The organism is Veillonella sp. KGMB01456 (assembly GCF_023051165.1).
Lineage (GTDB): Bacteria > Bacillota > Negativicutes > Veillonellales > Veillonellaceae > Veillonella_A.
In genome coordinates this window covers 65,994-92,127 of the sequence record NZ_JALKIG010000004.1, presented here as the reverse complement: position 1 = coordinate 92,127, position 26,134 = coordinate 65,994, and the positions used below count along the sequence as shown (strand labels likewise).

Genomic DNA, 26,134 nt, shown 5'->3' with positions numbered 1-26,134 from the left:
CGATTGGCATAGGGCCGCCGGTAAGGCGGCCCTTTTTCATAAAGGAGGCATCAATTAGGATGAGAGATGCAATATTAGAGCTGCTTCGTGAGAATAAAGGTGAATTTGTATCAGGCCAACGCATGTCGGAACGGTGCAAAGTTTCGCGTACGGCTATTTGGAAACATATTGAAGCTTTGCGTAAAAAAGGGTATACTATTGAATCATTCACTAAAAAAGGTTATCGCTTGGTGGATGAGCCCGATTTAATGAGTCCCCTTGAAATGGAATCGGTTTTGACGACAAAAACATTCGGACGCAATTATCACTATGTACCAAGTCTTGAATCCAGTAACGCAGCAGCCCGTCAATTGGCCACGGAAGGTGCGCCGGAGGGCACTGTAGTAGTAGCGGAAGAACAGGTAGCCGGTCGCGGTCGTCTAAATCGCGGATGGTTTTCACCATATGGCAAAGGCCTTTGGTTCAGTATCGTATTGCGCCCTTCTTTCTTGCCGATTGAAGCTCCAAAATGTACGCTCATGGCGGCGGTGGCGCTCATTAAAGCATTCCGCCGTTTAGGCCTCAATACAGCAGGGATTAAATGGCCGAATGATATTTTGGTAAACGGCCGTAAATTAGTGGGTATTTTAACTGAAATGAACGGTACCATGGAAGCCATCTCGTATATTGTCATGGGTATCGGCATTAATACGGGCAGTACACAGGATGAATTGCCTGAATTTATTAAAGATGTAGCGACATCGTTTGCCATGGAAGGCGTTGAAGTTGATCGCCGACAGGCATTAAATATTATTTTACAAGAGATGGAAATGCAGTATAATAAAGTGTTGGCTGAAGGGTTTGACAGCACTTTGGCAGAATGGAAGGAATTCAGTATTACTTTGGGGCAGGACGTAGAAGTACGTGCTCCGGGCAATACGTATGAAGGTAAAGCCATCGACCTTGATCGCGATGGCAATCTTATGATAGAACGTGCTGATGGCTCCGTAGAACGAGTGGTGGCCGGTGACGTGTCCATACGACCAGCACATAAAGTAGGAGGCTGACATAAACATGTTATTAGTGGTTGATGTAGGTAACACCAATATTGTACTCGGCGTATATAAAAAGAAAGAATTGGTCGGTCATTGGCGAATTTCCACGGACCGCGTCCGTACGACCGACGAATATGGCGTATTGTTGATGAACTTGTTTTTTCACGATCGCCAAGTCAATATCAACGACATTGAGGCAATTATTATTTCATCGGTAGTTCCACCGTTGATGCCTACATTGGAGCGCGTTTGCCTGCGCTATTTTAATGTTAAACCGATTATTGTAGGGCCCGGCACCAAAACCGGCATGGCCATTAAATACGATAATCCCCGCGAAGTGGGGGCAGACCGCATTGTTAATGCTGTGTCGGCTTATGAAAAGTACGGCGGTCCGTTAATCGTTATCGATTTTGGTACGGCCACAACTTATTGCGCCATTTTGGCAAACGGCGATTATATCGGCGGTGCTATCTCACCGGGCGTGCAGATTTCGGCGGAAGCCCTCTTCCAGCGTGCCGCTAAATTGCCTCGTATTGAAGTGAAAAATCCGGGTCAGGTTATTTGTAAAAGCACGGTAACCTCCATGCAATCCGGTGTTCTCTTCGGTTATGTGGGTCAGGTGGAAGGCATCGTGGCGCGCATGAAAAAAGAAATGCCGGAAGGTGTAAAGGTCATTGCCACCGGCGGTTTGGCTCATTTAATCGATGCGGAAACGGACGTTATCGATTATATCGAGCCTATGTTGACCCTAGAAGGATTACGATTGTTGTATGAACGAAATAAATAATTCGACCTGGTATATCGGCAATGTGCCGATTACCGGTCGGGCTGTGCTGGCTCCCATGGCGGGGGTCAGCGATATTGCGTATCGGCTCCTTGCAAAAGAGCACGGCGCCGCTTTGGTGTGCACCGAAATGGTGAGCGCCATGGGCATTAAATACGAAAATGAGCATACGAAAGATTTACTCTTTATGGAGGATGTGGAACATCCCGTATCGATGCAAATTTTCGGCTCCGACCCGGAAGCGATTGCTTTGGCGTCGCAAGTGGTGGAGCGCGCTGGTGCCGATATTGTGGATATCAATATGGGCTGTCCGGTTAAAAAAGTAGTATCATCCGGCGACGGTTCAGCTCTTATGAAAACACCGGATTTGGCAGCCCGTGTGGCGGAAGCCGCCGTTAAGGCTGTTTCGGTGCCTGTGACTGTTAAGATGCGTCTCGGTTGGGATGATACATCCAAGAATGTACTCGATTTTGCAAAGCGTATTGAATCGGTTGGCGTTGCCGCCGTAGCTGTTCACGGCCGTACGCGGGAGCAGATGTACATGGGGCATGCCGATTGGTCCTATATTAAAGAAGTAAAAGAGGCGTTGCAGATTCCCGTAATGGGGAACGGTGACGTGGTGGATGCTTTATCCGCTAAAGCGCTACTTGATGAAACAGGTTGCGACGCGGTACTCATCGGTCGCGGTGCCCAGGGGAACCCATGGATTTTTAACGAAGTGAATCAGTATTTGGCTAACGGTACTTTGTTGCCGAAACCAACAGCTCATGAACGTTTGAACATGTTATTGCGTCATTTTGAACTCTTGTGTAAATACAAGGGCACGGCTCTTGGTGTCCGTGAAATTCGTACCCATGCAGGCTGGTATATTAAAGGCCTGCCGGAGTCGGCTAAATGGCGTAATCGAATCAATACATTATATACGGAAGCAGCCTTTAAAGAGGCCATTGCCACGTATGCTGCCGAATTGACAAGGCAGTAAAATTGCACTGTAGTAAAATTGACAATGCAGTAAAATTATTGTTATAATATTACGTAAATTACGTAAAAAGCGTAAAAATATGTGATGTAAAGCAAAGGTGTCAGTGTATGACACTTTTTCTTTATAGCTAAACAACTATTGGAAGAGGAGTCCTATTATGGCAGAAGTTAAAGAAACACTGTTAACCGCAGAAGGTCTTAAGAAACTTGAAGAAGAATTAGCTCATTACAAATCTGTTCGTCGTATTGAAGTAGCACAGCGTATTAAAACAGCTATCGAATATGGCGACATCAGTGAAAACTCTGAATATGATGATGCAAAAAATGAACAGGCTTTTATCGAAGGTCATATCATTGAATTAGAAAATAAAATCAACACGGCTAAAATTATTGACGAAAAAACTCGCAAAAACGTAGTATCCGTGGGCAGTAAAGTTAAATTATTAGACGAAGAATTTAACGAAGAATTGGATTATGTAATTGTAGGTTCCTCCGAAGCGGATCCTTTCAACAATCGTATTTCCAATGAATCGCCGGTAGGCAGCGCTATTCTCGGTAAGAAAAAAGGTGCTACCGTTGAAGTAAATACACCGGATGGTGTAGCGACTTTCAAAATTTTAGCAATCAGCTAATACGGCAGTAGCCAGCTAATAAGGTGGCAGCCAATAAAATATACCAAAAATGGGCTCAAAACTGTTATACTATAAGTAATACCGTATTTGAGCAGATGAAGTTAGGAGGCCATGTAAGTGAGCGAAGAAAAAGCGACTACAGTACAAGAACAACAGCAGGAATTAAATGATCAAATGTTAATTCGTCGCGATAAGCTTGCGCAATACGAGGCAGACGGAGTGTATCCTTTTGGCCAGCGTTTTGTAGTACAGCAGCATGCGGCAACAATAAAAGACAACTTCCGTGATTTTGAAGATCAGCCGGTAACCGTAGCCGGTCGTCTTATGACGATTCGATCCCACGGTAAAACGGCGTTTGCCAATATTCGTGATTTAACCGGTGATATTCAGATCTACTTGCGTAAAGATATTTTAGGTGAAGATGTTTATAAACATGTGAAAATGCTCGACATGGGCGATATCGTAGGTATCGAAGGCCATGTATTCCGCACACACATGGGCGAAATCACCATTAAAGTTAACAAACTTACATTGCTTTCCAAATCTTTGCGTCCGTTACCTGAAAAATGGCATGGCTTAAAAGATACGGAACTTCGCTATCGTCAACGCTATGTGGATTTGATTGTAAATCCGGAAGTGCGCGATACTTTTATTAAACGCACCCAAATCGTGGCTAAAATGCGCCAGTACATGAACGCTCATCAGTTCATGGAAGTGGAAACACCAATGCTCCACGCTATTCCGGGTGGTGCGGCGGCGCGTCCGTTCATTACCCATCACAATGCGCTTGATATCGACATTTACATGCGTATTTCCCCTGAATTGCACTTAAAACGCCTTATCGTAGGCGGTTTGGAACGCGTATTCGAAATTAACCGTTCCTTCCGTAACGAAGGTATCGACAATCGCCATAACCCTGAATTCACCATGATGGAATCTTACCAGGCTTACGGCAACTTCGAAGATGCCATTATGTTGACTGAAAACATCGTGGCTTACTGTGCACAGGAAGTTCTCGGTACAACTAAAATCAACTACCAGGGCACTGAAATTGATTTGACGCCGCCTTGGAACCGTATTACGATGCAGGAAGGCATCAAGAAGTACACCGGTGAAGACTTTGACGCCGTTGAAACCTTGGAAGAAGCGCGCGCTATTGCGGACCGCTTGAATGTAGAATACACGGACCGCGACGGTATCGGCAAGATCATCAATCTTTGCTTCGAAGACTATGTAGAAGAAAACTTGATTGAGCCAACCATCGTTTACGGTCATCCTTTGGAAATTTCTCCATTGGCTAAACAGAACCGTGAAAAACCATTGACTACCGAACGTTTCGAAGCCTTCGTATACGGTCGTGAATTGGCAAACGGTTATTCCGAGTTGAACGACCCAATCGATCAGCGTCAACGTTTTGAAAAACAGTTACAGGAACGTGCCGCCGGTGACGATGAAGCTCACCGTATGGATGAAGACTTCGTAACTGCTTTGGAATACGGTTTACCGCCAACAGCCGGCCTCGGTATCGGTATCGACCGTCTCGTTATGTTCTTAACTGATTCCGCTTCTATCCGTGACGTATTGTTATTCCCACTTATGAAACCGGAAACGGAAGCTAAAGCTGTTGAAGCTGAAGAAGCTGACAAAGCTGAATAAGTAAGATATAATTTTATACTGAAACACTGTATGGTGGTCACGTAATATGCGTGGCCACTTTTTTTCATGGCAAAAACTATTCAGATGTGGTATGATTAAGTGTAATTAATAATACATTGTGCCATTGGGCACGCATTTTAAGTAAGAGGTTATGGATATGTTAGATTTACGTTTCGTAAGAGAAAATCTGGAAGCAGTACAGCAAAACTTGGACAATCGCCATACTACCGGCGATTTGGAAAACTTTGCCAAATTGTATGATTTGCGCAAGGATTTAATTCAAGAAGTAGAACAATTAAAAGCACAGCGCAACTCAGTAACCGCAGAAATCAGCGCGTTAAAACGCAATAAAGAAAATGCGGACGATAAAATTGCGGAAATGCAGAAAGTGGGCGACAAAATTGCTGAGCTTGACGGCAAAATTCGTGAAACTGAATCTTCACTCCAAAACATTGCCCTCATGTTGCCAAATATGTGCGATGCCTCCGTACCGGTAGGGGAAGATGAAAATGACAACCCTGAAATGCGTCGTTGGGGCAAACCTCGTGAATTCGATTTCCCTATCCAGGCTCACTGGGATTTAGGCGAAAGCCTCGATATTTTAGACTGGGAACGTGCCGCTAAAGAAAGTGGTGCCCGTTTCACATTCTACAAAGGCCTCGGTGCTCGTTTGGAACGTGCTTTAATCAACTTCATGCTCGACCTTCATACGGAACAGCAGGGTTACACTGAAATGATGACACCGTACATGGTAACACGTCAGACTTTGACTAACACCGGGCAATTACCTAAGTTCGCTGAAGATATGTATAAAGTAGAAAATACGGAATACTTCCTCATTCCGACCGCTGAAGTTACCCTTACTAACTTCCATGCGGGCGAAATTTTGAGCATCGATGAATTGCCTAAATACTACACGGCCTTCACTGCTTGTTTCCGTGCGGAAGCCGGTTCGGCCGGTCGCGATACACGCGGTCTCATTCGTCAGCATCAGTTCAACAAAGTTGAAATGGTAAAATTCGCTACCCCTGAAACATCTTATCAGGAACTCGAATCCTTGACGGATAATGCGGAAGAAGTATTGCGTTTATTGGAATTACCGCATCGCGTAATCACCCTTTGCACCGGTGATATCGGCTTCGGTTCCGCTAAAACCTATGACGTAGAAGTTTGGATGCCGGCTCAGGATTGCTACCGTGAAATTTCGTCCTGCTCCAACATGACCGATTTCCAAGCACGCCGCGGTAACATCAAATTCCGTCGTGATGCGAAGAGCAAACCTGAATTCGTTCATACTTTAAACGGTTCCGGTTTGGCTGTAGGTCGTACCGTAGCTGCTATTTTGGAAAACTTCCAAGAAGCTGACGGCTCCGTTCGCATTCCTAAAGTTTTACAGCCATATATGGGTGGCGCAGAAGTAATTAAACCTGTAAAATAGAAGTATAAGGCATAAGGTCTGACGTACGTCAGACCTTCACCTATGCAATTTCGGAAACCGCCGATGTAGTTGCAACGACTTGTTTCGGCTAAACTGAGGCAAATCTTCCGGAGTGTATATAATTCAACGGTCTACAGTGTTTTTAAAAAGGAGTTCCTATGAAAATTTTTATTGATACTGCCAATTTTGATGAAATTAAAGCCGCTTATGAAATGGGCTTCGTTGCCGGTGTAACGACTAACCCTTCTTTGATTGTTAAAGAAAAACGCGATCTTAAAGAAGTAATCAAACAGATTGCCGAACTCGTTGACGGCCCTGTAAGTGCTGAAGTTATTGCTACCGAAGCACCTGAAATGGTTAAAGAAGCTCATGAGCTCGTAAAATTGGGCAAAAACGTTGTCATCAAAGTTCCTATGACGGAAGAAGGTCTCAAAGCCGTTTCCATTCTTTCTAAAGAAGGCATCAAAACCAACGTTACTTTGATCTTCTCCGCTAACCAGGCTCTCTTGGCCGCTCGTGCCGGTGCTACCTTCGTTAGTCCTTTCGTAGGCCGTATCGATGATATGAGCATGGATGGCATTACTTTGATTGAAGATATTGCCGAAATCTTTATTATGCATGACATTAAGGCTGAAATTATTGCCGCCTCCGTTCGTACACCAATGCATATGACGCAGTGTGCGAAAGCGGGCGCTCATATTGCCACGGTGCCATACAAGGTGTTAACTGCCTCGATGAAACATCCTTTAACGGATGCAGGTCTTGCCAGATTCTTAGCAGATTGGGAAGCAGCCAACAAATAATTAAGGAATCGTGTTGCCCTGCTACGTAAGAGGGCATTTTAAGGAGGTAAAAACTGTGGATAGAACATTAGCTTTGGAATTTGTACGTGTAACGGAAGCGGCAGCGCTTCGCAGTGGTCGTTTGCTTGGTCGCGGTGAGAAAGACGGCGCCGATCAACTCGCTGTAGATGCTATGCGTCAAACCTTTGATACAGTACCTATTTCGGGTACCGTTGTTATCGGGGAAGGGGAAATCGATGAAGCCCCTATGCTTTACATCGGTGAAGAAGTGGGTGCCGGCGGTGAAGCTGTGGACATCGCGGTGGATCCGATTGAAGGTACGAATCTGATTGCTAAAGGTCAAAATGGTGCTATCGCAGTATTGGCCATCGCTCCTAAAGGCGGTTTGTTGCATGCTCCTGATATGTACATGCAGAAACTTTGCGTAGGTCCTCGTGCCAAAGGCGTTATCGATTTGAATGCCAGTGTTACTGAAAACTTGCGCCGTGTGGCTGAAAAAATGGAACGCGGTATCGATGATATGACCATCGTTATGCTTGATCGTCCGCGTCATGAAGCGATTATGCGCGAAGCTCGTGAAGCGGGTGCCCGTATTCGTTTAATCACCGACGGTGACGTAAATCCGGCTATGGAATGTGGTCTTGAAGGTTCCGGTATTCACATGGTTATCGGTACCGGCGGGGCTCCGGAAGGCGTTTTGGCAGCGGCTGCTTTAAAATGTACAGGCGGCGATATGCAAGCGCGCTTGTTGCCTGAAAATGACGAAGAAGTTCGTCGTTGTCATGCTATGGGCATTACCGATTTAAATAAAGTATTGACTATTGATGACCTCGTACATGGGGAAGATGTAATTTTCTCCGCAACGGCTATTACGGAAGGCAATATCTTATCCGGTATTAAATACTTTGCCGGCGGTGCTCGTACGGAATCCGTTGTAATGCGTTATAAGACAGGAACGGTTCGCTTTGTTGATACTATTCATCGTTTGGACCGCAAGTTAAAATCTATGAAAGCAAAATAAGCGGTAATCTGCATGTAACGGTTAATTGCTATAAAGTGCTCAGTTACCATAAAGCGGGCAGTTTCAATAAAACGCTTAATGGCATAATTAGAAAAAGTATAATAAAACGGCTCTATATCGTAAGATATGGAGCCGTCTTTTTCTGTTTTACTATAGATTTGACCGAATTTTCTTCATTTTGCTAGACGTGAATCAAACGGTGCATTTTGGCTTGAAATAATTGCCTTAAATAGGCAATCCGTGCCGGTCGGGTACTTGATGAACCGCCTGTTTTAAAGTATACTATAAGGTAGAATTTAAAGAAGAACTATAAGACTATAGAATAATAGAGTGCATTAAAGACTATAGATTAATAGATTGCATTATGGGAGGAAGTATTGTTGGAAAAGCTCGTCATTAACGGTGGTAAACCGTTGAATGGTCGCGTTCGTGTAAGTAGCGCAAAAAATGCGGTGTTGCCGATTATTGCGGCCACCATGTTGGCATCGACGCCAAGTCGATTAGTAGAAGTGCCTCATTTGGAGGATGTACATACGATTTGTGAGGTAATTTCAGCATTAGGCGTTAAAGTTACCAAGGATGAAGCTAATCAGGAAATCCGGTTTGATGCTTCGGAAATTACGGCTACAGAAGCTCCCTATGAATTAGTTCGTCGCATGCGTGCGTCGTTTTTAGTTATGGGACCTTTATTGGCACGCCGTCGTGAAGCCCGTATTTCTTTACCCGGTGGTTGTGCCATCGGCTCGCGTCCTATTGATTTACACTTAAAAGCGTTTGAAGCTTTAGGTGCCACTATCGAAATGGGGGACGGTTATGTATTGGCATCCGCTCCGGAAGGCCTTAAAGGTAATCAGATTTATCTCGACTTCCCAAGCGTTGGCGCTACGGAAAACGTAATTATGGCGGCTTCCATGGCGGAAGGTAAAACGATTATCGAAAACGCTGCGGAAGAACCTGAAATTGTAGATTTAGTAACTTACTTAAATAGTATGGGAGCCGATATTCGCGGCGCCGGCACGAATGTAATTCGTATCCAAGGCGTTAAAGAATTAAAAGGCGCTACTCATACGGTAATTCCTGACCGTATCGAAGCTGGTACGTATCTCATCGCAGCGGCCATGGCCGGCGGTGACGTGTATGTTGAAAATGCTTTATCCGAGCATTTAAAACCGGTTGTGGCGAAATTGAAAGAAGCCGGCGTAACCGTGCAGGAAGATGTGGACGGTATTCGCGTTATTTCCGACGGCAATGTAAAAGCCGTAGATATTAAGACATTACCATACCCGGGCTTCCCGACGGATATGCAGGCTCAATTCATGGCCTTTACGACCATTGCCAAGGGAACCAGTACGGTTATGGAAACGGTTTTTGAAAACCGCTTTATGCATGTCGATGAATTGAAGAAAATGGGTGCTCAGATTCGCATTGAAGAGCGTCGTGCTATTGTTGACGGTGTACCTAAATTGAAGGGCACCGAAGTACGGGCTACCGATTTGCGTGCCGGAGCTGCTTTAGTGTGTGCCGGATTGGCGGCGGAAGGTGTTACGAAAGTAACCCAGCTGTCGCATATTGACCGAGGTTATGACAACTTGGTAGGCAAATTAAAAGGGTTAGGTGCTGACATTGTTCGGGTGGACGAGTAAGAAAAAGGTAAGCCGTGCCGAAGTTTTACAAAAGCGTGAAGAGCGACGCAAACGAAGCACGCAACCCATTGCGACGACCACGCCTAAAACAGTAGCCAAGAAAGCAGATAAATGGGTATCTCCTTTTGAAAAATTGGCGCTGTGGTGGGCCTATGACGTAGGCATTGACTTGGGCACGACGAATGTATTGATTTACATTAAAGGCAAAGGCGTTGTGCTTGATGAACCGGCCTATGTAGCTTGGAATATTCACACTCATGAAGTGGTGGCTGTCGGTGAAGACGCGCGCATTATGCTGGGGCGCACGCCGGCGGATATTGAAGTCATTCGCCCCCTTCAGGACGGTGTTATTAATAACTATGACATGACGGAGTTCATGCTTCGTTACTATATTAAGAGCGTGTTACCGGCCTCGACTTTATTCAAACCGCGCATCGTTATATGCGTGCCGTCCGGCATTACGCCGGTTGAAAAGAGGGCTGTTATCGAAGCGGTACTTCAAACGGGTGCCCGTAAGACGGTGCTCATCGAAGAGCCGTTGGCGGTCGCTTTGGGGACGGGCCTTGATAAAGCAGCGTCTGCCGGAGCTATTGTGGTTGACGTAGGCGGCGGCACTACGGATATTGCGGTGCTTTGCACCACCGGTGTCGTAGTGAGTAAGTCTTTGCGCATGGGCGGTGATAAGTTTGATGAAGCCATTATCAGCTATATCAAACGACGTCGTAAGCTATTAATCGGTCGGCGTACGGCAGAAGAAGTAAAAATTGCTGTCGGTACGGTGGATCGTAAAGCGCCGGTAGAAGAAATAACCGTGCGCGGTCGCGATATTGTGAGCGGCTTGCCGCAGGCTATTAAAGTAAGTTCCAAGGAAGTGCAGATGGCATTGGAAAAACCGGTGAATGTTATCTTGGAAGGTATCAAAGATATTTTGGAAAAAACGCCACCTGAGTTGGTAGCGGAAATCTGTGATCATGGTATCATTCTAACCGGAGGCGGAGCGTTAATCAGCGGTTTTGACCGCCTTATTACGCGGGCTATCGGGGTAGCGGCCTATTTGGTGGACAATCCTCGTTATTCGGTTATCGTCGGAACCGGTCGTGCTTTGCGTGAAATGGATCGCTTGCAGGACAGTTTGGAAGAATTGCAGTAGGCCCAATAGCCCGTCTTGTTTCAACAAACCGGACCGGATATGGTGAAGCGTAGTTATATTGGCTTAAGCAATTTGGTCATTGAATAATAAATACAAAGAAGATTGTGAGCGGCAAGGTCGCTTGCAATCTTTTTTATTTTCACATAATATTTCAAGTAGTTAGCGGGTATATATGTTATAATAGATAAAATGGTACTAAAATGACGATAATAGTTTATAGATTTTTTCAAAGGAGGGAACTATGAAAGCCTGTAAGAAGAAGCTTAGTGCAGTCTTAATGGCAGGGATAATGAGTTGGCTCGTAGGCGGCGCTGCGGATGCGGCGGATTTGACAGCCGTACGTGCTACCAATGAAGTGGGGCACACCCGCATTGTCCTTGACATGAAGGGATTACCGGATGGCTGGAGTTCTATTTATAATGAAAAAGCACAGCAGGTACGAATCCATTTTGCCGGTACTGCGAATCGCACGAGTGGTCCGGTTCAGTATAACAATCGCAATAGCGGTGTTTTGCAAGGCGTAGGCTTGGCGAGCACAGATACAGGCCTCGACTTATCGCTCAGTGTAAATCAGCCGATTCGCTACCACATGTTTACTTTGCAAAATCCGGACCGCATAGTATTGGATTTGTTTAATAATTATGATCAGCGAACTACAAAGCCCTTGAAGGACGGTGTGGTATATACTAAATGGGATACCAGTACCGATACGGGGCGCGTAAAAGTAGATGCCCTTATGGTGGCGCCCACAGAGCCGGCCGTGATTAAAGCGGACGGCGATAAGGCGGAGACCTTGGCTGAGGTGACGCCGACCGGTGCCATTTCGGTGGGGCTTGTCAATGCGGCTGATGTCGCGGCCGGGCTCAACGGTGAAGGGCTAGCGGAAGGAACGGTACAGCTTGCTTCCGGTGAAAAAATCCCCGTTGTACCGGGCTATCAAATTACGCCGGTAGGGGTACTTCGTTATATTCCTAATCAGGGGTATACGATTAGTGTGGAAACGCCTAAATTGCAATTGAAAGAAGGGGACAAAATTTATATCGTAAGCGGTGTTAATCGCACGCGCGGTGCGGATGAGCTCATCGCCTATAATGCGGCTTACGGCTCATCGACGCACACCAATGTGTACGGCAAAGAGGTTACGTTACGGCGCAATGTGGTTATAGCTAAAGGTACGAACGACTCTAAATTGGCTGATGCCGATATCGTGTTGTCGGCTCACGGTGCCATGGTGCCGGTGATTGATGCATTACGCATCGGCGATATTGTGAACTTACAAGTGGTTCCTACGATTGTTAAAATCAGTGCGGCCGGTACGACTTTGGCTCAAAGTAAGCGAATCGTGTTGGCTAATGGTATGGTGACGGATTTTGACGACGACAATTATCGTGGTCATACCTTATTAGGGGTGCGACCTGACGGTACATTGATTGTCCTTTTGGCATCCGGCAATTATCGGGCGTCTACCGGTATAACCTTGGAACAGGGCGGACGTATGCTGTCAGAGTTTGGGGCGGTTACGGGCATTGATGCGGGTTACCAGCGGGATAATGATTTATATGCCAATGGTACCTACCTCCATCGCGATGAGACAAGTTTTGGCACGGCGCGCTATGGGGAAATCATAATTTTCCCTTAATGGCTCGTTGCCTCTGATGTGAACTTTTAATGATTAAAGGCGGATTTAGTAATAAATTTGCTTATCTGTGATATAATATATGTAGACGTTAGTCAAAGGAGGATTTACGTATGAAAAAATATATGAAATTTTTAGTAATGGCTGCCGTTGGCGTTAGCCTGGCGACCGGCTTTGTTTTCACGGCCTCCGCAGCCAATGTCAACCAGGAATCCGTATTAACCGGTCAGGTTGTATCGGTTGTACCGGTAGGTACAGTTGTTAAAGAAGGGGACGTATTGGTAACAGTACAATCCTTAACAGGCCCAATGCCGGCAGCTCGTTCCACTGTTAACGGTGTAGTAACGAATGTAACGGTTAAAAACGGCGACCAAGTAAACCGCGCACAAGTTGTAGCTGTGGTTGACGGTAAATAAACCAAAGCAATTCCGCTGAAGTATTCAGTTAAAACAGTTGACATATAGTTTTAGAGAGGAGCTATGAATGAAGCCATTTCGTTCATCACGCCGGTATATGAAAGGTGTACTGGCGCTTTTCTTTTGTTGCACTGTAGCCGCTTCGGCACAGGCAGTTGACTTTCTGCCCGTAACCGATGTGCGTACAGGCATGGAAGGACACGTTGATACAGTAGTAACGGGAGATGATATCTCCAGTTTTAATATGAAAGTTTTAGGCGTCATGAAAGACCGTGGCCCGTCGGGCGATTTAATTTTAGCTAAATTTTCCGGCCCCGTTATTGATGAAACGGGCGGCATCGTGCACGGTATGAGTGGCAGTCCCGCGTATATTGATGGCAAGCTGGTAGGAGCCGTTGCCTACGGTTGGGGCTTTGCGGATGGCACTATCGGTATGATTACGCCAATCGAAGATATGGTTAAGCTTTGGAATATTCCCTATGAAAAAAACTTAGCCAATCCTTGGCGCGACAGCCAGTTGATTCCCCTTGGTACACCGCTTATGGCCTATGGTTTCGATCCGTCGGCTCTTAAGTTTATGAAGGAAAAGTTGCCGGAATATGAGTACAGCACTTATGATACGGCAGCGGCCGACGGTGATGATATGGCTAAACCGCTTAAAGCGGGCGGTTCCGTAGCGGCTTTGCTCGTTGACGGTGATTTGAAACTGGGCGCAATCGGTACGGTAACCTATGTAGATCAGGATAAAGTTGTAGCATTCGGTCATCCGTTTTTAAAACGCGGCTCCGTAGGCTACTTCATGCATAATGCGTCTATTTTTACGGTTGTAAAAAGCTTGGATTCCGGCTTTAAGCTCGGTTCCATGGGCGCTGAAGTAGGGACTGTAACGGAAGACCGCGGTGCCGGTATTGCCGGTACATCGGGCAAGATTACGAGCGGTATTCCTATGGCGATTACTGTGCGCGATCTCGATATGAACCGGACTCGCGAAGCGGGCGTTAAAGTAGTGGAAGCCGATGAATTGACACCGACGTTAAGCACGACGGCGGTTTATAATTTTATCAGTAAAACATTGGACCGCAATGGCGAAGGTACTTCCACCTTAACCCTTAAAATCCAACCGCGTGAAATTAATATCCCGCCGTTGGAACGGACAAATATGTTTTATTCCAATGATTCCATCGGCATCAAGAGTGTTGATGAATTTTACAATATTATCGACGTGCTCATGAATAACCGTTTTATCAATTATGAAATTGCGGGGATTCAGGTGGATGCATCCTTAACGAAGGAAAAGAAAACCGCCGTAATCGGTGATGCCACGTTATCACCGGCTGTAGCATCGCCGGGGGATACGGTGGTAATTAATGTGAAATTACAACCGTTCCGTGAAGAACCGGTAACGAAGGAAATCTTCTTCACCGTGCCGAAGGATCAGCCGTATGGCGAAGTAACTTTGGAAGTTCGCGGTGGCGGCGTGGTACCATTGCCATATCTTTTGGAAAAACAAAAGTACAATTTAACCGATGAAATTATTCGTCGTTTGAAAACGTATAAAGATTTTGACGAGTTTTACAAAGAACTGCGCAATACGGATACGAATAATCAGATTGTGGTCGAAATCTTGGAAGATGGCGTCAGCATGGTAGAAGACGGTGAAAAAGCCGATACGAAAGGCGCTAAAATTGATGTAGCCGATGAGACTAAAATTCCGGGCGCTGTACCGAAAGGCAAAGCGAAGGAAAACATTCCGGGCATTGACGATAAAGATGACAAAGAACCGTATAAGGCTAAAATCGATACGGAATATGTTATCCGCGGTGACGGTCAATTCGTATTGAAAGTTATGTCGCCGGCTGATCGTGATAAAGAAAAGGCTCGACTTGCTCGTGAAAACGCGAAAAAGTTGAAGGAAGCGGCTAAAAAGGCTGATGAGTCTTCGACTAAAACGGCTCAAAACGAAGCGGATGTTAATACGGTAAAAAAAGCACCGGATGCTTCAACGAATACACCTGATGGTGAATCGAATGAATCTACTGAAACTGTAAGTCAATAAGATTAAACTGAATAGTACGCAATGAAGGCGATGGACAGTGGTGTTCATCGCCTTTTTACATTGCCGGACCATAGTTTAAGGGAAAATACAACTTTTTTCAAAAAGATTGTAAAATTTAGATATATTCATCGTTGGTACTGATGACAATGGCTAAAGTTTTGTGATAAAATGAGGGGTAGTAATCATACTCAATTATAAGCAGATATGATGAGCTTCAATAGATGTGATGTAAGAGGAGGAGAACTTTTGCAGTGGTTAGAAGCGCTTGGCCGTGAAGTGATACGTTGGTTGGCACGTTGCGGTGAAGCTGTAATATTAATCGGGCAAACCATTAAACAATTATCAAAGGCCAATTGGCGCCATGTTATATTTCAAATGGCTCATTTGGGCGTAGATTCGTTGCCGATTATCAGTTTAACTTTATTGTTTGCCGGGGCTGTAATGACCTTGCAAATTGCCGATATTTTGATTCGTTACGGTGCACAAGGTACGGTTGGCGGCATCATGGCCATTGCCATGGGGCGTGAATTGGGACCGGTACTGGTAGGCGTCGTGTTATCGGGGCGCGTCGGTGCAGCGATTACGGCTGAGATTGGTACCATGAAGGTAACCGAGCAAATCGATGCCCTCAAAGTAATGGCCGTTAATCCTATCGGCTACCTCGTGGTGCCTCGTGTGATTGCGTGCATGATTATGGTGCCGATTCTGGCGTTTTACGGTGTTATTATCGGTATCGGCGGCGGCTACGTGGTAGCGACGCTGTTTAAAGGTATGGCGGGCATGACCTATACCGATTCCATTCAACTTTTTGCCGTTACCAGTGATTTAACTTACGGTTTAATCAAAGCCAGTGTGTTTGGCGCCGTAATTGCTCTTGTTGGTTCATACAAGGGCATGTATACTAAAATGGGGGCCGAAGCGGTAGGTAATGCAACTACCAGCTCCGTGGTAACCAGTATTATTTTAGTATTCGTATTAAATTATTTCTTATCCATGGCGTTATTCTAGTTATTATTTTGATACGCCGGTTGATTTTAGTATTATTTTCATGAAAAATATTGCTACGCTACCTAAAAGGCGGGCGTTTTATCATTGAATTTTGAAACAGATATTTTATAATTATAGTAGTAACTGTAGGTTCGCTTAAAATTGGGCTTATAGTTTGAGATTAATTGAGGCCGGAGATTCATGATTGAATTACAGGATGTGGTCGTTGCCTATGGCGATAGAGTTATCCTCGACCATGTAGATTTGACAATAGAAGATGGGGAAACCTTGGTTGTTCTGGGCGGCAGTGGCGCCGGTAAAAGTACGATTCTGCGTCTCATAATCGGCTTGCAACGACCGAACAGCGGACGTATTCTGGTGGACGGCGTCGATGTAGTCGGCTTAAGCGAAGACGAATTTAACAAAGTTCGTGAAAAAATGGGTATGGTGTTCCAATACTCGGCGCTTTTCGACTCCATGACAGTGGCTGAAAATGTAGCTTTCGGGCTAAGACAGCATACGGAATTAACCAATACTCAAATTAAGGAAATTGTGCAGGAAAAATTGGATTTGGTGGAGCTGCCTAATACGGGCGACTACATGCCGAATGAATTGTCCGGGGGCATGAAGAAACGTATCAGTTTGGCCCGGGCCATTGCTTTAAATCCTCGCATTATTTTATATGATGAACCGACGTCGGGACTTGATCCTATAACATCGGGGACAATCAGTAAACTTATTCGGAGCATGCAAAAGCATCTTCACTGCACTTCGATTGTAGTAACTCATGATATGCAATCGGCTTTTTATGTGGCCAATCGCATTGCCTTATTGGATAAGGGCAAGTTTATAGAAGTTTCGAGTCCGACTGAATTTAGGAAATCTAAAAACAAGTTGGTTCAGCAGTTTATACATGGCGGCGATATTATGGAAGACGCCGGTGAGGGGGAGAAAACAGATGAAGTTTAATACAGAGGCTAAGGTGGGCTTGTTTACCATTATCGGCCTTTGCTTATTTGCGGCGGCGATCATTTTTGTCGGTCGTTTGGAATTATTTGAACCGCCGCGGATGCATATTACCGGCGATTTTCAGTCGGTTACGGGCCTTAAGACCGGTAACCAGGTTAAATATTCCGGCGTTACGGTGGGCCGGGTGAGTTCTATGGAAGTTACCGCCAAAGGGGTAACGCTTACCATGGATATTGATAAAGATACGGAAATCCCGATTGACTCCGAGTTTGCCTTGGCCAATGATGGTATTTTGGGCGATAAATTCATTCAAATTACGCCGGGACGATCCCAAGTCTTTTTAAAAGACGGTGACATGATTCGCGGTGACGGTCATAGCGATATTGATAAAACTATGCAGCAAGCTACCATATTGATGGAAGAAGCCAATAAAACCTTGGGCTCCATTAACAATATTATCGGCGATGCGCAGACCCAGACATCACTTCGCAATGCCCTTCGCTCTACGGAAATCATCGCCAATAATACGGCGGAACTTACGGCTCGTTTTAATCAAATGGCTCTGGATAATCAGGGTAACATTAATGAAATTACAGCCAACATGACTGATATTACACGTAATATGACGGCGATTACGGGTCAGCTTGATACATCCTTACAAAATTTGGATGGCGACGGCCAGGCCTCTCGCGATATGCGTACTATTTTAGATAATTTGAAAACAACAACTGACAGCTTGAATTCCATGGCCGCTTCTATGCAGGGCATCGTAACGGACCCGCAGAGCAGTCAGGATATTAAGGAAACTTTGCATAATACGGCGCAGTTGACTACTAAGTTAAATCGTCTCACCGGTGGCGACGTAGATAGTCGTGAATCCGGAAAAAAGTACCCTTTTAAGGCAAGCGCCAATATGGAGCTCTTATATAATACAACGAAGAATAAATATAATCCGAATGCGGATTTTCGTTTGCAATTCGGTCAAAATTTATTCACCTTGGGAGCGAATAATATTGGTGATGGCAGCCGCTTGGAACTTACGTATGGTAAATATGTGGCGGATCAATTCTCGGTTCGCGGTGGTATATTTGACGGCGACGTAGGTGTCGGTGTCGATTACGGCATGGGCGGTCCGTTTACAATATCCGCGGCCGTTATGGATTTAAATGATGTGCGCTATCGGATTCGCAGTGAAGTGAGATTGTTTGATGATGTATATGCCATCGCTCAATTCATTCGTCCGTTTAGTGAAGAAAATGGTGGTAATTTCTACGGCATTCGATATGTCTTTTAATTTTGGGAGGTAATACCATGTTAAATAAAAAAGCTCTTTCTTTAGCCATTGCAATGTCTTTGACAGCAACCGGCGTATTGGCCGCCGGTTCTAATGATGATGCTAAAATTGCCAAATATCAGCAGGCAGCATTAGTGATTACACAGCAAACTTTGGCAGATAGAATCGTTAAAGACGAAGTGGTAGGCGACAAAGTGTCCTTAACATTACCTCATACGGTGGAATTGGCTTTGGCTAATAACCGTGATGTAAGACAATCCGAATGGCAGTATGAAGCAGCTCGTGCTCAGGTAAGCGTAGCGGCAGCGGCTAAAAACCCAACCGTAAGTTATGCCTATAGTGGCGGTCGCGGTAGCAGCACGACTCAGACAGGTGGTACCGCTATTGCTGATTCTGCCAGCAATACATTCCGTTTAGCCGTACCTATTTATACAGGCGGTAAAGCGGAAGCGGCTATTGAATCGGCTCGTTATTCCCGTGAAGGTTATAATGCAGCCTTGGAAGCCGCTCGTCAAACAGCCAAATTGAACGCAGCCAGCAATTATTATTCTTTGATTCAGGCCCGCAATAAGGTGGATATTGCCCAACAATCGGTTCGCGATTATGAAGGTCATTTAACAAATGTAAATCAGCAATATAATGTAGGTATCGTGGCCAAATCCGATGTATTGGCATCCAAAACATCATTGGCCAATGCTCAGACTTCCCTGGTAGAAGCACAAAATGCGGCTAATTTGGCGGAAGCAACCCTTAATAACTCTATCGGCTTACCGGTTAATACGAGCGTAGAAACGGCGGATAATTCACTCGGTTATACACCGTATCCCGTAACTTTGGCCGATGCCCAGGCGTATGCACTCTTGCATCGTGCGGAACTCGTTCAGAGCACCATGGCGGTAAAAGCGGCAGAAGAAGCGATTAAATCAGCTAAATCCGGTTATTTACCGACTTTGAGTGCTACTGCTTCGCAGGCTTGGAGCGGTGATGACTGGGGCGGTACGTCCAATGATAATTGGTCTATCGGTGCTGCTGTATCTTGGAGCCTCTGGGATGGCGGTGCTACCAGCGAAAGTATTAAAGTGCAGGAAGCTAATTTAGAACGCTATAAAGAAGCTAATTACCAGGTTATGGACAGCATTAATTTGGCTGTTCGTAAGGCTTATTTAAATATGAAATCCGCTGAACAGACAATCGACAGCACGCGTGTGGCCGTAGAACAAGGTCAGGAAAACTTCCGTATTGCCTCCTTGCGTTATCGTGCCGGCGTTGGTACCAACCTTGATGTACTTGATGCGGAAACAGAATTGGAAACAGCTCGTAACAATTATGTAGATGCTTTATTTAACTACAATATTGCTGTTGCTACTTTGGAAAACGCTATGGGCGTGCCTTTGGAAACTCCAATCGGTGGTGCGGCAGCACTCGTTAATGAAGCCAATCCGACTCAGGCTTTGAATACTTTAGTTGCGGACCAAGCGGCTAAAACGAATAAATAATAAATCCTTGTAAGTGTGTGATGTGAATTAAATTTGTTTGTAAGCTACTGTTTTGTGCGAGGAGTTTTAAATGAAAAAGGGACAGCGTAAATGGCTTGCCGGTGCGGTTGTGTTGGCCGTAGCCTTTGGCGGAGCACAACTATTGCGCCCTGTTGGGGAGCAGATAGTGGGACCTATCGTACAAGAACAATTGAATACAGCAATTAATGGGCAGGCGGATTATTCATCCTTTAACATCGGGTGGGATGGTACCGTTCATATTGGCGACTTGTCAATTAAGGACACTGAAGGCAAAGTAGTGGCCGATGTGCCGAGTACGGAAGTGTCGCTGGATATGTTGGAAGCGGTAAAATTGCCGTTTGGTCAGTCGGCTCCGCTTCGACTGATAAAATCGGTTACTCTTAATAACCCAACCGTGCATGCCGTAGAGAAGGCAGACCGTTCGTGGAACATTACGTCCCTCATCAAAAAGAGTGACAGTGAAGAACCGCTGCAGTTTAGAGGCAATGTCATAATCAATGACGGCATAGCTAGTCTTGATTGGCTAAACGGTCGCCACACAGCGGTTGAAGCTATTAACGGGGCCGTTAAGTTTGCAGACTATCCTAAGTTGGACGGCGCTTTGTCGGCTAATGTGGATAAGCAGGCTGTAACGCTTAAGGGATCCTATACTAATGATGATTCTGCTGACTTTACCCTTTTTGTTAAAGCAGACAGCTTGCGTTTAGATTATGTGAATGACTTGATTCTGAGCGATATTAATGCCAAAGTGATTGGCGGTACTGCTAAGAATATAGCGTTAACCGTCAGTCGCAATGACAATCAATTTGATTTTGAAGGGGCCGTGGATATTAATAATTTGGCGGCCGATTATCAGAATGATTCTATAAGTCCTAAGCCGTATGAAATTCGCCAAGGAGCTGCTCATGTTACCTTTAACGGCACAGATATTATGGTTGCGGATGGTCGTGTGGCCATTAACGATCAGCAATTCTTTGCTCACGGCAATGTTGACATTACCGACTTGGCGGAACCAAACTTTAACCTTACTTTGCGTGGTCAGGATATTCAAATTGAGTCTTTGATTGATAAGGGCATTACCGGTTCAATAGGCACGGTTGCTCATGTGTATGGCACAGCGACGGCACCGATTGTAAATGCTACGGTTGAAGCATCTAATGTCAATTACGAAGGCTATATTTTAGAAAAAGGCTTGGCAACCTTAGCGTATCAGAATGACATTGTCGATATATCCGATATTCGACTTAGTTTAAATGGCGGTGAGGCCGGTGGTCGCGGTACTTTTAATACGAAAACGCAAGAGTACGAGGCATCACTGGAAGGTACCGATATTCCGTTGGCCTTAGTCGGTCAGGCTGTGGATCAGCCGTTATTCGGTACTGTTAACGGTAAAGCTTATGTTAAGGGTATCGGTACGGATTCCTTACCGGCTATTACGGCTACTTTTGAAGGTAACGGTATTGGCTATGATTCGATTGCGACCGATTCTTTATCCGGTCAAATTGCCGGCGCCAATGGCAATTATTTTATTAACTATCTCAACGGGACAATCGGTTCCGGATCTTTTAGCGCCTATGGCAATGTAAGTCAGGATGCCCTCGACATAGCTTTCGATGCCAAAGATGTTCCGCTTAATTTGTTTAGTGATTATGCTAAACAGGAACTTGACGGTAAAGCTACCGTTACCGGTCGTGTGACGGGACCAATGGATAATCCGAATGTTATGGCTATTGTCGCATCCGACGGTGGTCATGTAGGTCGGATTCGTTTCGATAACGCCTATGCGGAAGCAACTGTAAGTAATAAATTGGTAACGGTTAACAATGGTTTTATCCAAGACGGTCACGGTTATTACAGCTTAAACGGTACTATTGATATGGGACCGTCGAAGGCTTTACAGCTACAGGCGAATGCCAATACGGTTCGTATTGAAAATATAGCCGGCATGGTTGACCCTGACTTACAGGTTACCGGTTGGCTTGATGTGCGTACAGACATAGGCGGTACTTTAGATAATCCTCAAATTCGGGGTTTTGTCCATGCCTGGGACGGTTCGGTACAGGGCAAATTATACAGTGATGTTCGTTTCGGGTTCCGTTACGCTAATGACTTCCTCGGCGTTCGTGATTTGGTAGCGCAGGCCTATGGGGCTACTTTTTATGCTGCCGGTCGTTATCAAAACGGCGGCTTAGACTTTAAGTTCTTTGGCGATACGATTTATTTACGACCATGGCTTAAAGACTATGCCGATGTGGAAGGCTATATGACGCTTGAAGGGACGCTCACCGGTACGATTGATAAGCCGATTGTACAAGGACGATTAGGTTCCAATGATGTAGTCGTTAATGACATGGCTTTGAAAAATATCTCCGGTAATGTATATGCAGACCCGACGGTAGTTCATTTGCAAAATGTGTCCTTTGAAGAAGGGGAACATGGTAAATTCAACATCGATGGCGGCATGACATTAAACGGCGAGCAACGATTATTCGGCTATGCCACCATCAGTAATGGTGAGTTGGTTAATTTCATGAAACTGGCCAAACTTGATGTGCCTGAATCGGATGGACATATTAACGGTCGTCTCGATTTAGGTGGTACACTTAAGAATCCGGATCTCCGCTTAATCGGCACTATCGATGATATCGTTATGGGCGGTAAGCCATGGGGCACTGCCAATGTGGACGTGGCTTTGCAAAACCGCAAACTAACGATTCATAAAGGAGAGTTACCAATCGGCGACGGTATGTTGGCCGCTTTGGGTACGGCTGATTTGGATGGTCAAAGTGACATTCAGATTGCGGCCAATAATGTAGCTATCGACTCCTTAATGCCGCTGTTTAAAACGTCTGTTCCGGCCTCCGGCAATATTCATTTAATTGCCAATGTGACCGGCGAAACGTTAAATCCGCATGTTGAATTATCCACAGAGTTGACAAATGCCAGTCTTAACGGCGTACAAATCGATCGCCTCTACGCCATGGCGACGATGGAGGACAAAGTTATTCATCTGCAGCAATTGGTAGGTCAACGAGGTGAGTATAAAGCGAAACTTCGCGGTGATGTACCGTTAGCCGCTTTTTATAAATCCGGTTATTTGCCACCGGGCGATAAATCGGCTATGGATTTGACCTTTGATGTAAATGAAGCGGATCTTGGCGTATTACCGCTTTTATTCCCGGCTGTTACGGAGGGGACGGGGCCGTTAAAAGGTGCCCTTCATATTACCGGTACCTATGATCAACCAATGGTTAACGGCACTCTTAGTGTGGACCATGGTTTGGTACATTTTAAAGATGTTAAAAAAGATTTATCTGATATATCGGCGCAACTTATTTTTAAAGGGCAAAAAGCCGAGTTAATCGGCGGTGCGTCCATGGGTAAAGGCAATGCGGGCCTTTCCGGTGAATTCAGCTGGAATGGTACAACCTTGACGAATTACGCCGGTGTTATCCAAATGAACGACCTTGAAGTGGAACATGAATTCTTCAAAGGACCGTTGAACGGTGAAGTTGGCGTTATGCTCAAAGACGGTTTACCGACGGTGGTAGGTCATCTCGATCTGGAAAATGATACCATGACGATTCCGTTATCCCTCACCAGTGAGGAAGGCGGTTCTCCGATAGGTCTTGATTTCACTGTGAATGTGGGCAAAAAAGTGCGCCTCTACAGCGGTGGTCTTTATGACTTCACCCTCGGCGGTGGGGCTCATATCGGCGGTACTACGACGGATCCGTTTATTGACGGCGAATTTCATGTCGTAGAAGGTAATTTGAAGTATCTTAACAATACGTTTAAGATTACGGAAGGTAAAACCGATTTTATACGCGGGTCCTTCTTGCCGATTTTAAGTGTCAAAGCGGAATCGCGGGTTCGTTCCTACCGTGTATATCTTGAAGTAAACGGTCCGGTGGAACAGATGGATTTAAAATTGACATCCGATCCGCATCTGGAACAACGTCAAATTGTATCGCTCTTAACATTCGGTTACAGCTCCGGCAATGACAGCAGTGTATCGTCCGATGATGTAAACGCCTTGTTTGCAGCCGGTGTACGGTCTGCTTTAATGGGTTATATTGAAGGAGCCTTCAAGGATACCTTAGGCCTGGATTTGATCAATATTACTACGGGCTCGTTGGATCCGAATGAACCGGTAAATGAAGATACAAACAGTTACTATAATATTGAAATCGGCAAATATTTATTGCCGGACTTAATGGTAACCTTTAGTACGGGTATTAATAATGATACCCAAGCTTATGGGATTATGTATGATATTAACAGCCACTATAGCGTTAACGGGTGGATGAACAGTAATGGCCATTCATACTTTGGCGGTCAGTGGACCACTCAGTTTTAATTAAGAAAGGAGGGTCGGCGTGCTTGACTCATATTTAGCGGAATTAGAGAAAATTAAATTATTGTCGCCTGAAGAAGAGCGTGCTTTATGGCAGGCATACAAAGAGCATGATGATGAGTCGGCACGTACGGCCCTTATTGAACATTATCAGCCCCTTGTTTTCCGTGAAGCCATGGCGTATTATCGCGTTGTACCGGATGTGATGGACTGTGTCCAGGAAGGTACGGTAGGCCTCATTGAAGCAGTGGAACGTTTTGATTATGCGAAGGGGGTAGCCTTTTCGTTATATGCGGTCCATCGCGTACGCGGGCGTATCTTGGATTACCTTCGTAAAGAAGGTAAGGGCGGCACCGTGTTAGCCGGTTCTGCCGATGATGATGAATATTGGTGGGAACAGCTTCCTGATGAAGGGCCGTCCATTGAATCGGCGGTAGAAACGAAAGCCTTTCAGCAGGTAGTGGTGGAAGCATTGGAACGTTTGCCGGGCAAAGAACGGCATGTCATGGAGCAAGTGTATTTGGCGGATCGTTCCATTGCGTCTGTAGCCGGTGAATTGGATACGAGCAACAGCTATATCCATCGTTTGCATCGCCAGGGCATTAAGCGCTTGCGGGGGATGCTCAGTCGTACGCGAAAATTCTGGAATGATTAATAAGTTCAATTAAAATTGCATTCAGAGATGAAGGTTGTAATCTGTTGCAGCAAGGTCACACAATGGCCAAGCTGAACGGGTTGCAACCTTTTTTGTTTTGAAAAGCTTTTGTTCCCAGCCTCTTATTTTGTTCTGGACGCTACTCATATTTTTCACCATCTAATCGATTTATTTTTGAATTGTAAGCTATCATTTCGGACGTTATAGATTTTTGTTCATTGGTTTTCTATACGAATCGTTTAAAATATAAGGACTGATTCCGGTAAAAAGGGCGAAGATTGCAATAAATTGTTAATAAATAAGCGTAAATATGATATAATAATTTCGATTAATGTGATATAAATGGTTCACAAAATCATCCTTTCTTACGAATATAAATGTATGAAAGGAGGCCGTTATGAATAAGACTGGCGACAATATGGAGAAACGAATCCGCTCCGTTAAGACTTGGCTGGATAAAGCTGAGCAGGCTTATGCGGATGATTCTGCCACTAAAGGTCAATTACAATTGATGCTGGCTCAGGCGGAGATGCAACATCTTAACGAAAAACGAGCACCCGCTTTATGGCAACGCTTAGGTTATTGGTCCATTGCCGTAGGTTTGGCTTTGCTGGTGGGCGGCGGTTATTATGCGTGGCAACATCAAGGTGATGTCAAAAATACAGCACCGGTGATGGAAGAGCAGAGCCAACCGATGTCTGAAACGCCTCATAGCAATATGCCGGCCGTTTCACAAACCCCGACAAATTCTGTTGATGCACCTAATAGCACAACGAATACAACGGGCGGCACAGTCAATGCTTCAGCTGAAACAGCTACTGCTGATACGAATCAAAATGTGGAAGCGGTAACGACACAAGCGGACAATGCTGTGGCAACACCACAAGCTACGGAAGAAGCTGTTCAGACGGCAACACCTGAATCACAAACTAGCGAATCAGTAGCGGCACCGGTAATCAGTACAACTCAGATTCAAGAAGCCGTACGTGAAGGGGGACGAAGTCTGCGCGGACAAGAACAATAGAGAATCAGGATGTATAAGCTGACCATAGTTCAGTGAAAATAATGGAATGAGAACATTAAAAACATTAAAGGTATTAATAAA

Annotated in this window: 20 protein-coding genes; all 20 read left to right on the top strand. The window is 45.3% G+C overall.

Annotated features, from left to right (window positions below; genetic code table 11):
• Positions 1–59 precede the first annotated feature (59 nt).
• The 20 genes from MXE28_RS02135 to MXE28_RS02040 all read left to right on the top strand — a co-directional run bounded on the left by MXE28_RS02135 (position 60) and on the right by MXE28_RS02040 (position 26,053).
• Positions 60–1,046, top strand: coding sequence for a biotin--[acetyl-CoA-carboxylase] ligase (locus MXE28_RS02135; protein WP_021840857.1), 987 nt, complete (start codon positions 60–62; stop codon positions 1,044–1,046).
• Between the two features lie 7 nt (positions 1,047–1,053).
• On the top strand, positions 1,054–1,821 hold the full coding sequence (locus MXE28_RS02130) for a type III pantothenate kinase (protein ID WP_021840858.1): 768 nt from the start codon (positions 1,054–1,056) through the stop codon (positions 1,819–1,821).
• Positions 1,805–2,800 carry a tRNA dihydrouridine synthase DusB gene (gene dusB, locus MXE28_RS02125; RefSeq protein ID WP_021840859.1) on the top strand — a complete coding sequence of 332 codons (996 nt, stop codon included), beginning with the start codon at positions 1,805–1,807 and terminating at the stop codon, positions 2,798–2,800. Before MXE28_RS02130 ends, dusB begins: the two co-directional genes overlap by 17 nt.
• A gap of 157 nt (positions 2,801–2,957) precedes the next feature.
• Positions 2,958–3,431, top strand: a complete 474-nt coding sequence (gene greA / locus MXE28_RS02120) for a transcription elongation factor GreA (RefSeq protein WP_021840860.1) — start codon at positions 2,958–2,960, stop codon at positions 3,429–3,431.
• Positions 3,432–3,548: 117 nt separating this feature from the next.
• On the top strand, positions 3,549–5,087 hold the full coding sequence (gene lysS, locus MXE28_RS02115) for a lysine--tRNA ligase (protein ID WP_127058435.1): 1,539 nt from the start codon (positions 3,549–3,551) through the stop codon (positions 5,085–5,087).
• Positions 5,088–5,244: 157 nt separating this feature from the next.
• A complete protein-coding gene (serS, locus tag MXE28_RS02110) occupies positions 5,245–6,525 on the top strand; it encodes a serine--tRNA ligase (RefSeq protein WP_021840862.1) in 1,281 nt (426 codons plus the stop codon).
• 158 nt (positions 6,526–6,683) lie between these two features.
• Positions 6,684–7,328 carry a fructose-6-phosphate aldolase gene (gene fsa, locus MXE28_RS02105; protein ID WP_021840863.1) on the top strand — a complete coding sequence of 215 codons (645 nt, stop codon included), beginning with the start codon at positions 6,684–6,686 and terminating at the stop codon, positions 7,326–7,328.
• A 55-nt stretch (positions 7,329–7,383) separates the two neighbouring features.
• Complete coding sequence (gene glpX / locus MXE28_RS02100; RefSeq protein WP_021840864.1) at positions 7,384–8,349, top strand: class II fructose-bisphosphatase; 966 nt, start codon at positions 7,384–7,386, stop codon at positions 8,347–8,349.
• A gap of 380 nt (positions 8,350–8,729) precedes the next feature.
• Positions 8,730–9,992: a UDP-N-acetylglucosamine 1-carboxyvinyltransferase gene (gene murA, locus MXE28_RS02095; protein WP_127058437.1), complete on the top strand. Its 1,263-nt coding sequence runs from the start codon at positions 8,730–8,732 to the stop codon at positions 9,990–9,992.
• Positions 9,964–11,142 carry a rod shape-determining protein gene (locus MXE28_RS02090; RefSeq protein WP_348644751.1) on the top strand — a complete coding sequence of 393 codons (1,179 nt, stop codon included), beginning with the start codon at positions 9,964–9,966 and terminating at the stop codon, positions 11,140–11,142. Before murA ends, MXE28_RS02090 begins: the two co-directional genes overlap by 29 nt.
• Positions 11,143–11,383: 241 nt before the next feature.
• Positions 11,384–12,781, top strand: a complete 1,398-nt coding sequence (locus MXE28_RS02085; protein WP_226974216.1) for an AMIN domain-containing protein — start codon at positions 11,384–11,386, stop codon at positions 12,779–12,781.
• A gap of 110 nt (positions 12,782–12,891) precedes the next feature.
• Entirely contained in the window at positions 12,892–13,194 is a 303-nt protein-coding gene (locus MXE28_RS02080; protein WP_021840868.1) for a hypothetical protein, read from the top strand.
• Positions 13,195–13,261: 67 nt separating this feature from the next.
• On the top strand, positions 13,262–15,250 hold the full coding sequence (locus MXE28_RS02075; RefSeq protein ID WP_247239751.1) for a SpoIVB peptidase S55 domain-containing protein: 1,989 nt from the start codon (positions 13,262–13,264) through the stop codon (positions 15,248–15,250).
• 246 nt (positions 15,251–15,496) lie between these two features.
• Positions 15,497–16,258, top strand: a complete 762-nt coding sequence (locus tag MXE28_RS02070; RefSeq protein ID WP_247239750.1) for an ABC transporter permease — start codon at positions 15,497–15,499, stop codon at positions 16,256–16,258.
• A gap of 180 nt (positions 16,259–16,438) precedes the next feature.
• The gene (locus MXE28_RS02065) at positions 16,439–17,206 is read left to right on the top strand and encodes an ABC transporter ATP-binding protein (protein ID WP_021840871.1); all 768 of its coding nucleotides are present in this window, start codon (positions 16,439–16,441) and stop codon (positions 17,204–17,206) included.
• Positions 17,196–18,500 (top strand): MlaD family protein, encoded by a 1,305-nt coding sequence (locus tag MXE28_RS02060; RefSeq protein WP_021840872.1) that lies wholly within the window; start codon positions 17,196–17,198, stop codon positions 18,498–18,500. The genes MXE28_RS02065 and MXE28_RS02060 overlap by 11 nt, the downstream gene beginning before the upstream one ends.
• A 17-nt stretch (positions 18,501–18,517) precedes the next feature.
• Entirely contained in the window at positions 18,518–19,996 is a 1,479-nt protein-coding gene (locus tag MXE28_RS02055; protein ID WP_247239749.1) for a TolC family protein, read from the top strand.
• Positions 19,997–20,066: 70 nt separating this feature from the next.
• Complete coding sequence (locus MXE28_RS02050; RefSeq protein ID WP_247239748.1) at positions 20,067–24,377, top strand: translocation/assembly module TamB domain-containing protein; 4,311 nt, start codon at positions 20,067–20,069, stop codon at positions 24,375–24,377.
• Positions 24,378–24,396: 19 nt separating this feature from the next.
• Positions 24,397–25,029 (top strand): sigma-70 family RNA polymerase sigma factor, encoded by a 633-nt coding sequence (locus tag MXE28_RS02045; RefSeq protein ID WP_021840875.1) that lies wholly within the window; start codon positions 24,397–24,399, stop codon positions 25,027–25,029.
• A gap of 397 nt (positions 25,030–25,426) precedes the next feature.
• Positions 25,427–26,053, top strand: coding sequence for a hypothetical protein (locus tag MXE28_RS02040; RefSeq protein WP_021840876.1), 627 nt, complete (start codon positions 25,427–25,429; stop codon positions 26,051–26,053).
• The last annotated feature ends 81 nt before the right edge of the window (positions 26,054–26,134 follow it).

Excerpts from the sequence above, each read along its gene's own strand:
- MXE28_RS02135 (WP_021840857.1), top strand. The coding sequence starts at position 60 with ATGAGAGATGCAATATTAGAGCTGCTTCGTGAGAATAAAGGTGAATTT.
- MXE28_RS02130 (WP_021840858.1), top strand. The coding sequence starts at position 1,054 with ATGTTATTAGTGGTTGATGTAGGTAACACCAATATTGTACTCGGCGTA.
- dusB (WP_021840859.1), top strand. The coding sequence starts at position 1,805 with ATGAACGAAATAAATAATTCGACCTGGTATATCGGCAATGTGCCGATT.
- greA (WP_021840860.1), top strand. The coding sequence starts at position 2,958 with ATGGCAGAAGTTAAAGAAACACTGTTAACCGCAGAAGGTCTTAAGAAA.
- serS (WP_021840862.1), top strand. The coding sequence starts at position 5,245 with ATGTTAGATTTACGTTTCGTAAGAGAAAATCTGGAAGCAGTACAGCAA.
- fsa (WP_021840863.1), top strand. The coding sequence starts at position 6,684 with ATGAAAATTTTTATTGATACTGCCAATTTTGATGAAATTAAAGCCGCT.
- MXE28_RS02085 (WP_226974216.1), top strand. The coding sequence starts at position 11,384 with ATGAAAGCCTGTAAGAAGAAGCTTAGTGCAGTCTTAATGGCAGGGATA.
- MXE28_RS02080 (WP_021840868.1), top strand. The coding sequence starts at position 12,892 with ATGAAAAAATATATGAAATTTTTAGTAATGGCTGCCGTTGGCGTTAGC.
- MXE28_RS02075 (WP_247239751.1), top strand. The coding sequence starts at position 13,262 with ATGAAGCCATTTCGTTCATCACGCCGGTATATGAAAGGTGTACTGGCG.
- MXE28_RS02065 (WP_021840871.1), top strand. The coding sequence starts at position 16,439 with ATGATTGAATTACAGGATGTGGTCGTTGCCTATGGCGATAGAGTTATC.
- MXE28_RS02060 (WP_021840872.1), top strand. The coding sequence starts at position 17,196 with ATGAAGTTTAATACAGAGGCTAAGGTGGGCTTGTTTACCATTATCGGC.
- MXE28_RS02055 (WP_247239749.1), top strand. The coding sequence starts at position 18,518 with ATGTTAAATAAAAAAGCTCTTTCTTTAGCCATTGCAATGTCTTTGACA.
- MXE28_RS02050 (WP_247239748.1), top strand. The coding sequence starts at position 20,067 with ATGAAAAAGGGACAGCGTAAATGGCTTGCCGGTGCGGTTGTGTTGGCC.
- MXE28_RS02040 (WP_021840876.1), top strand. The coding sequence starts at position 25,427 with ATGAATAAGACTGGCGACAATATGGAGAAACGAATCCGCTCCGTTAAG.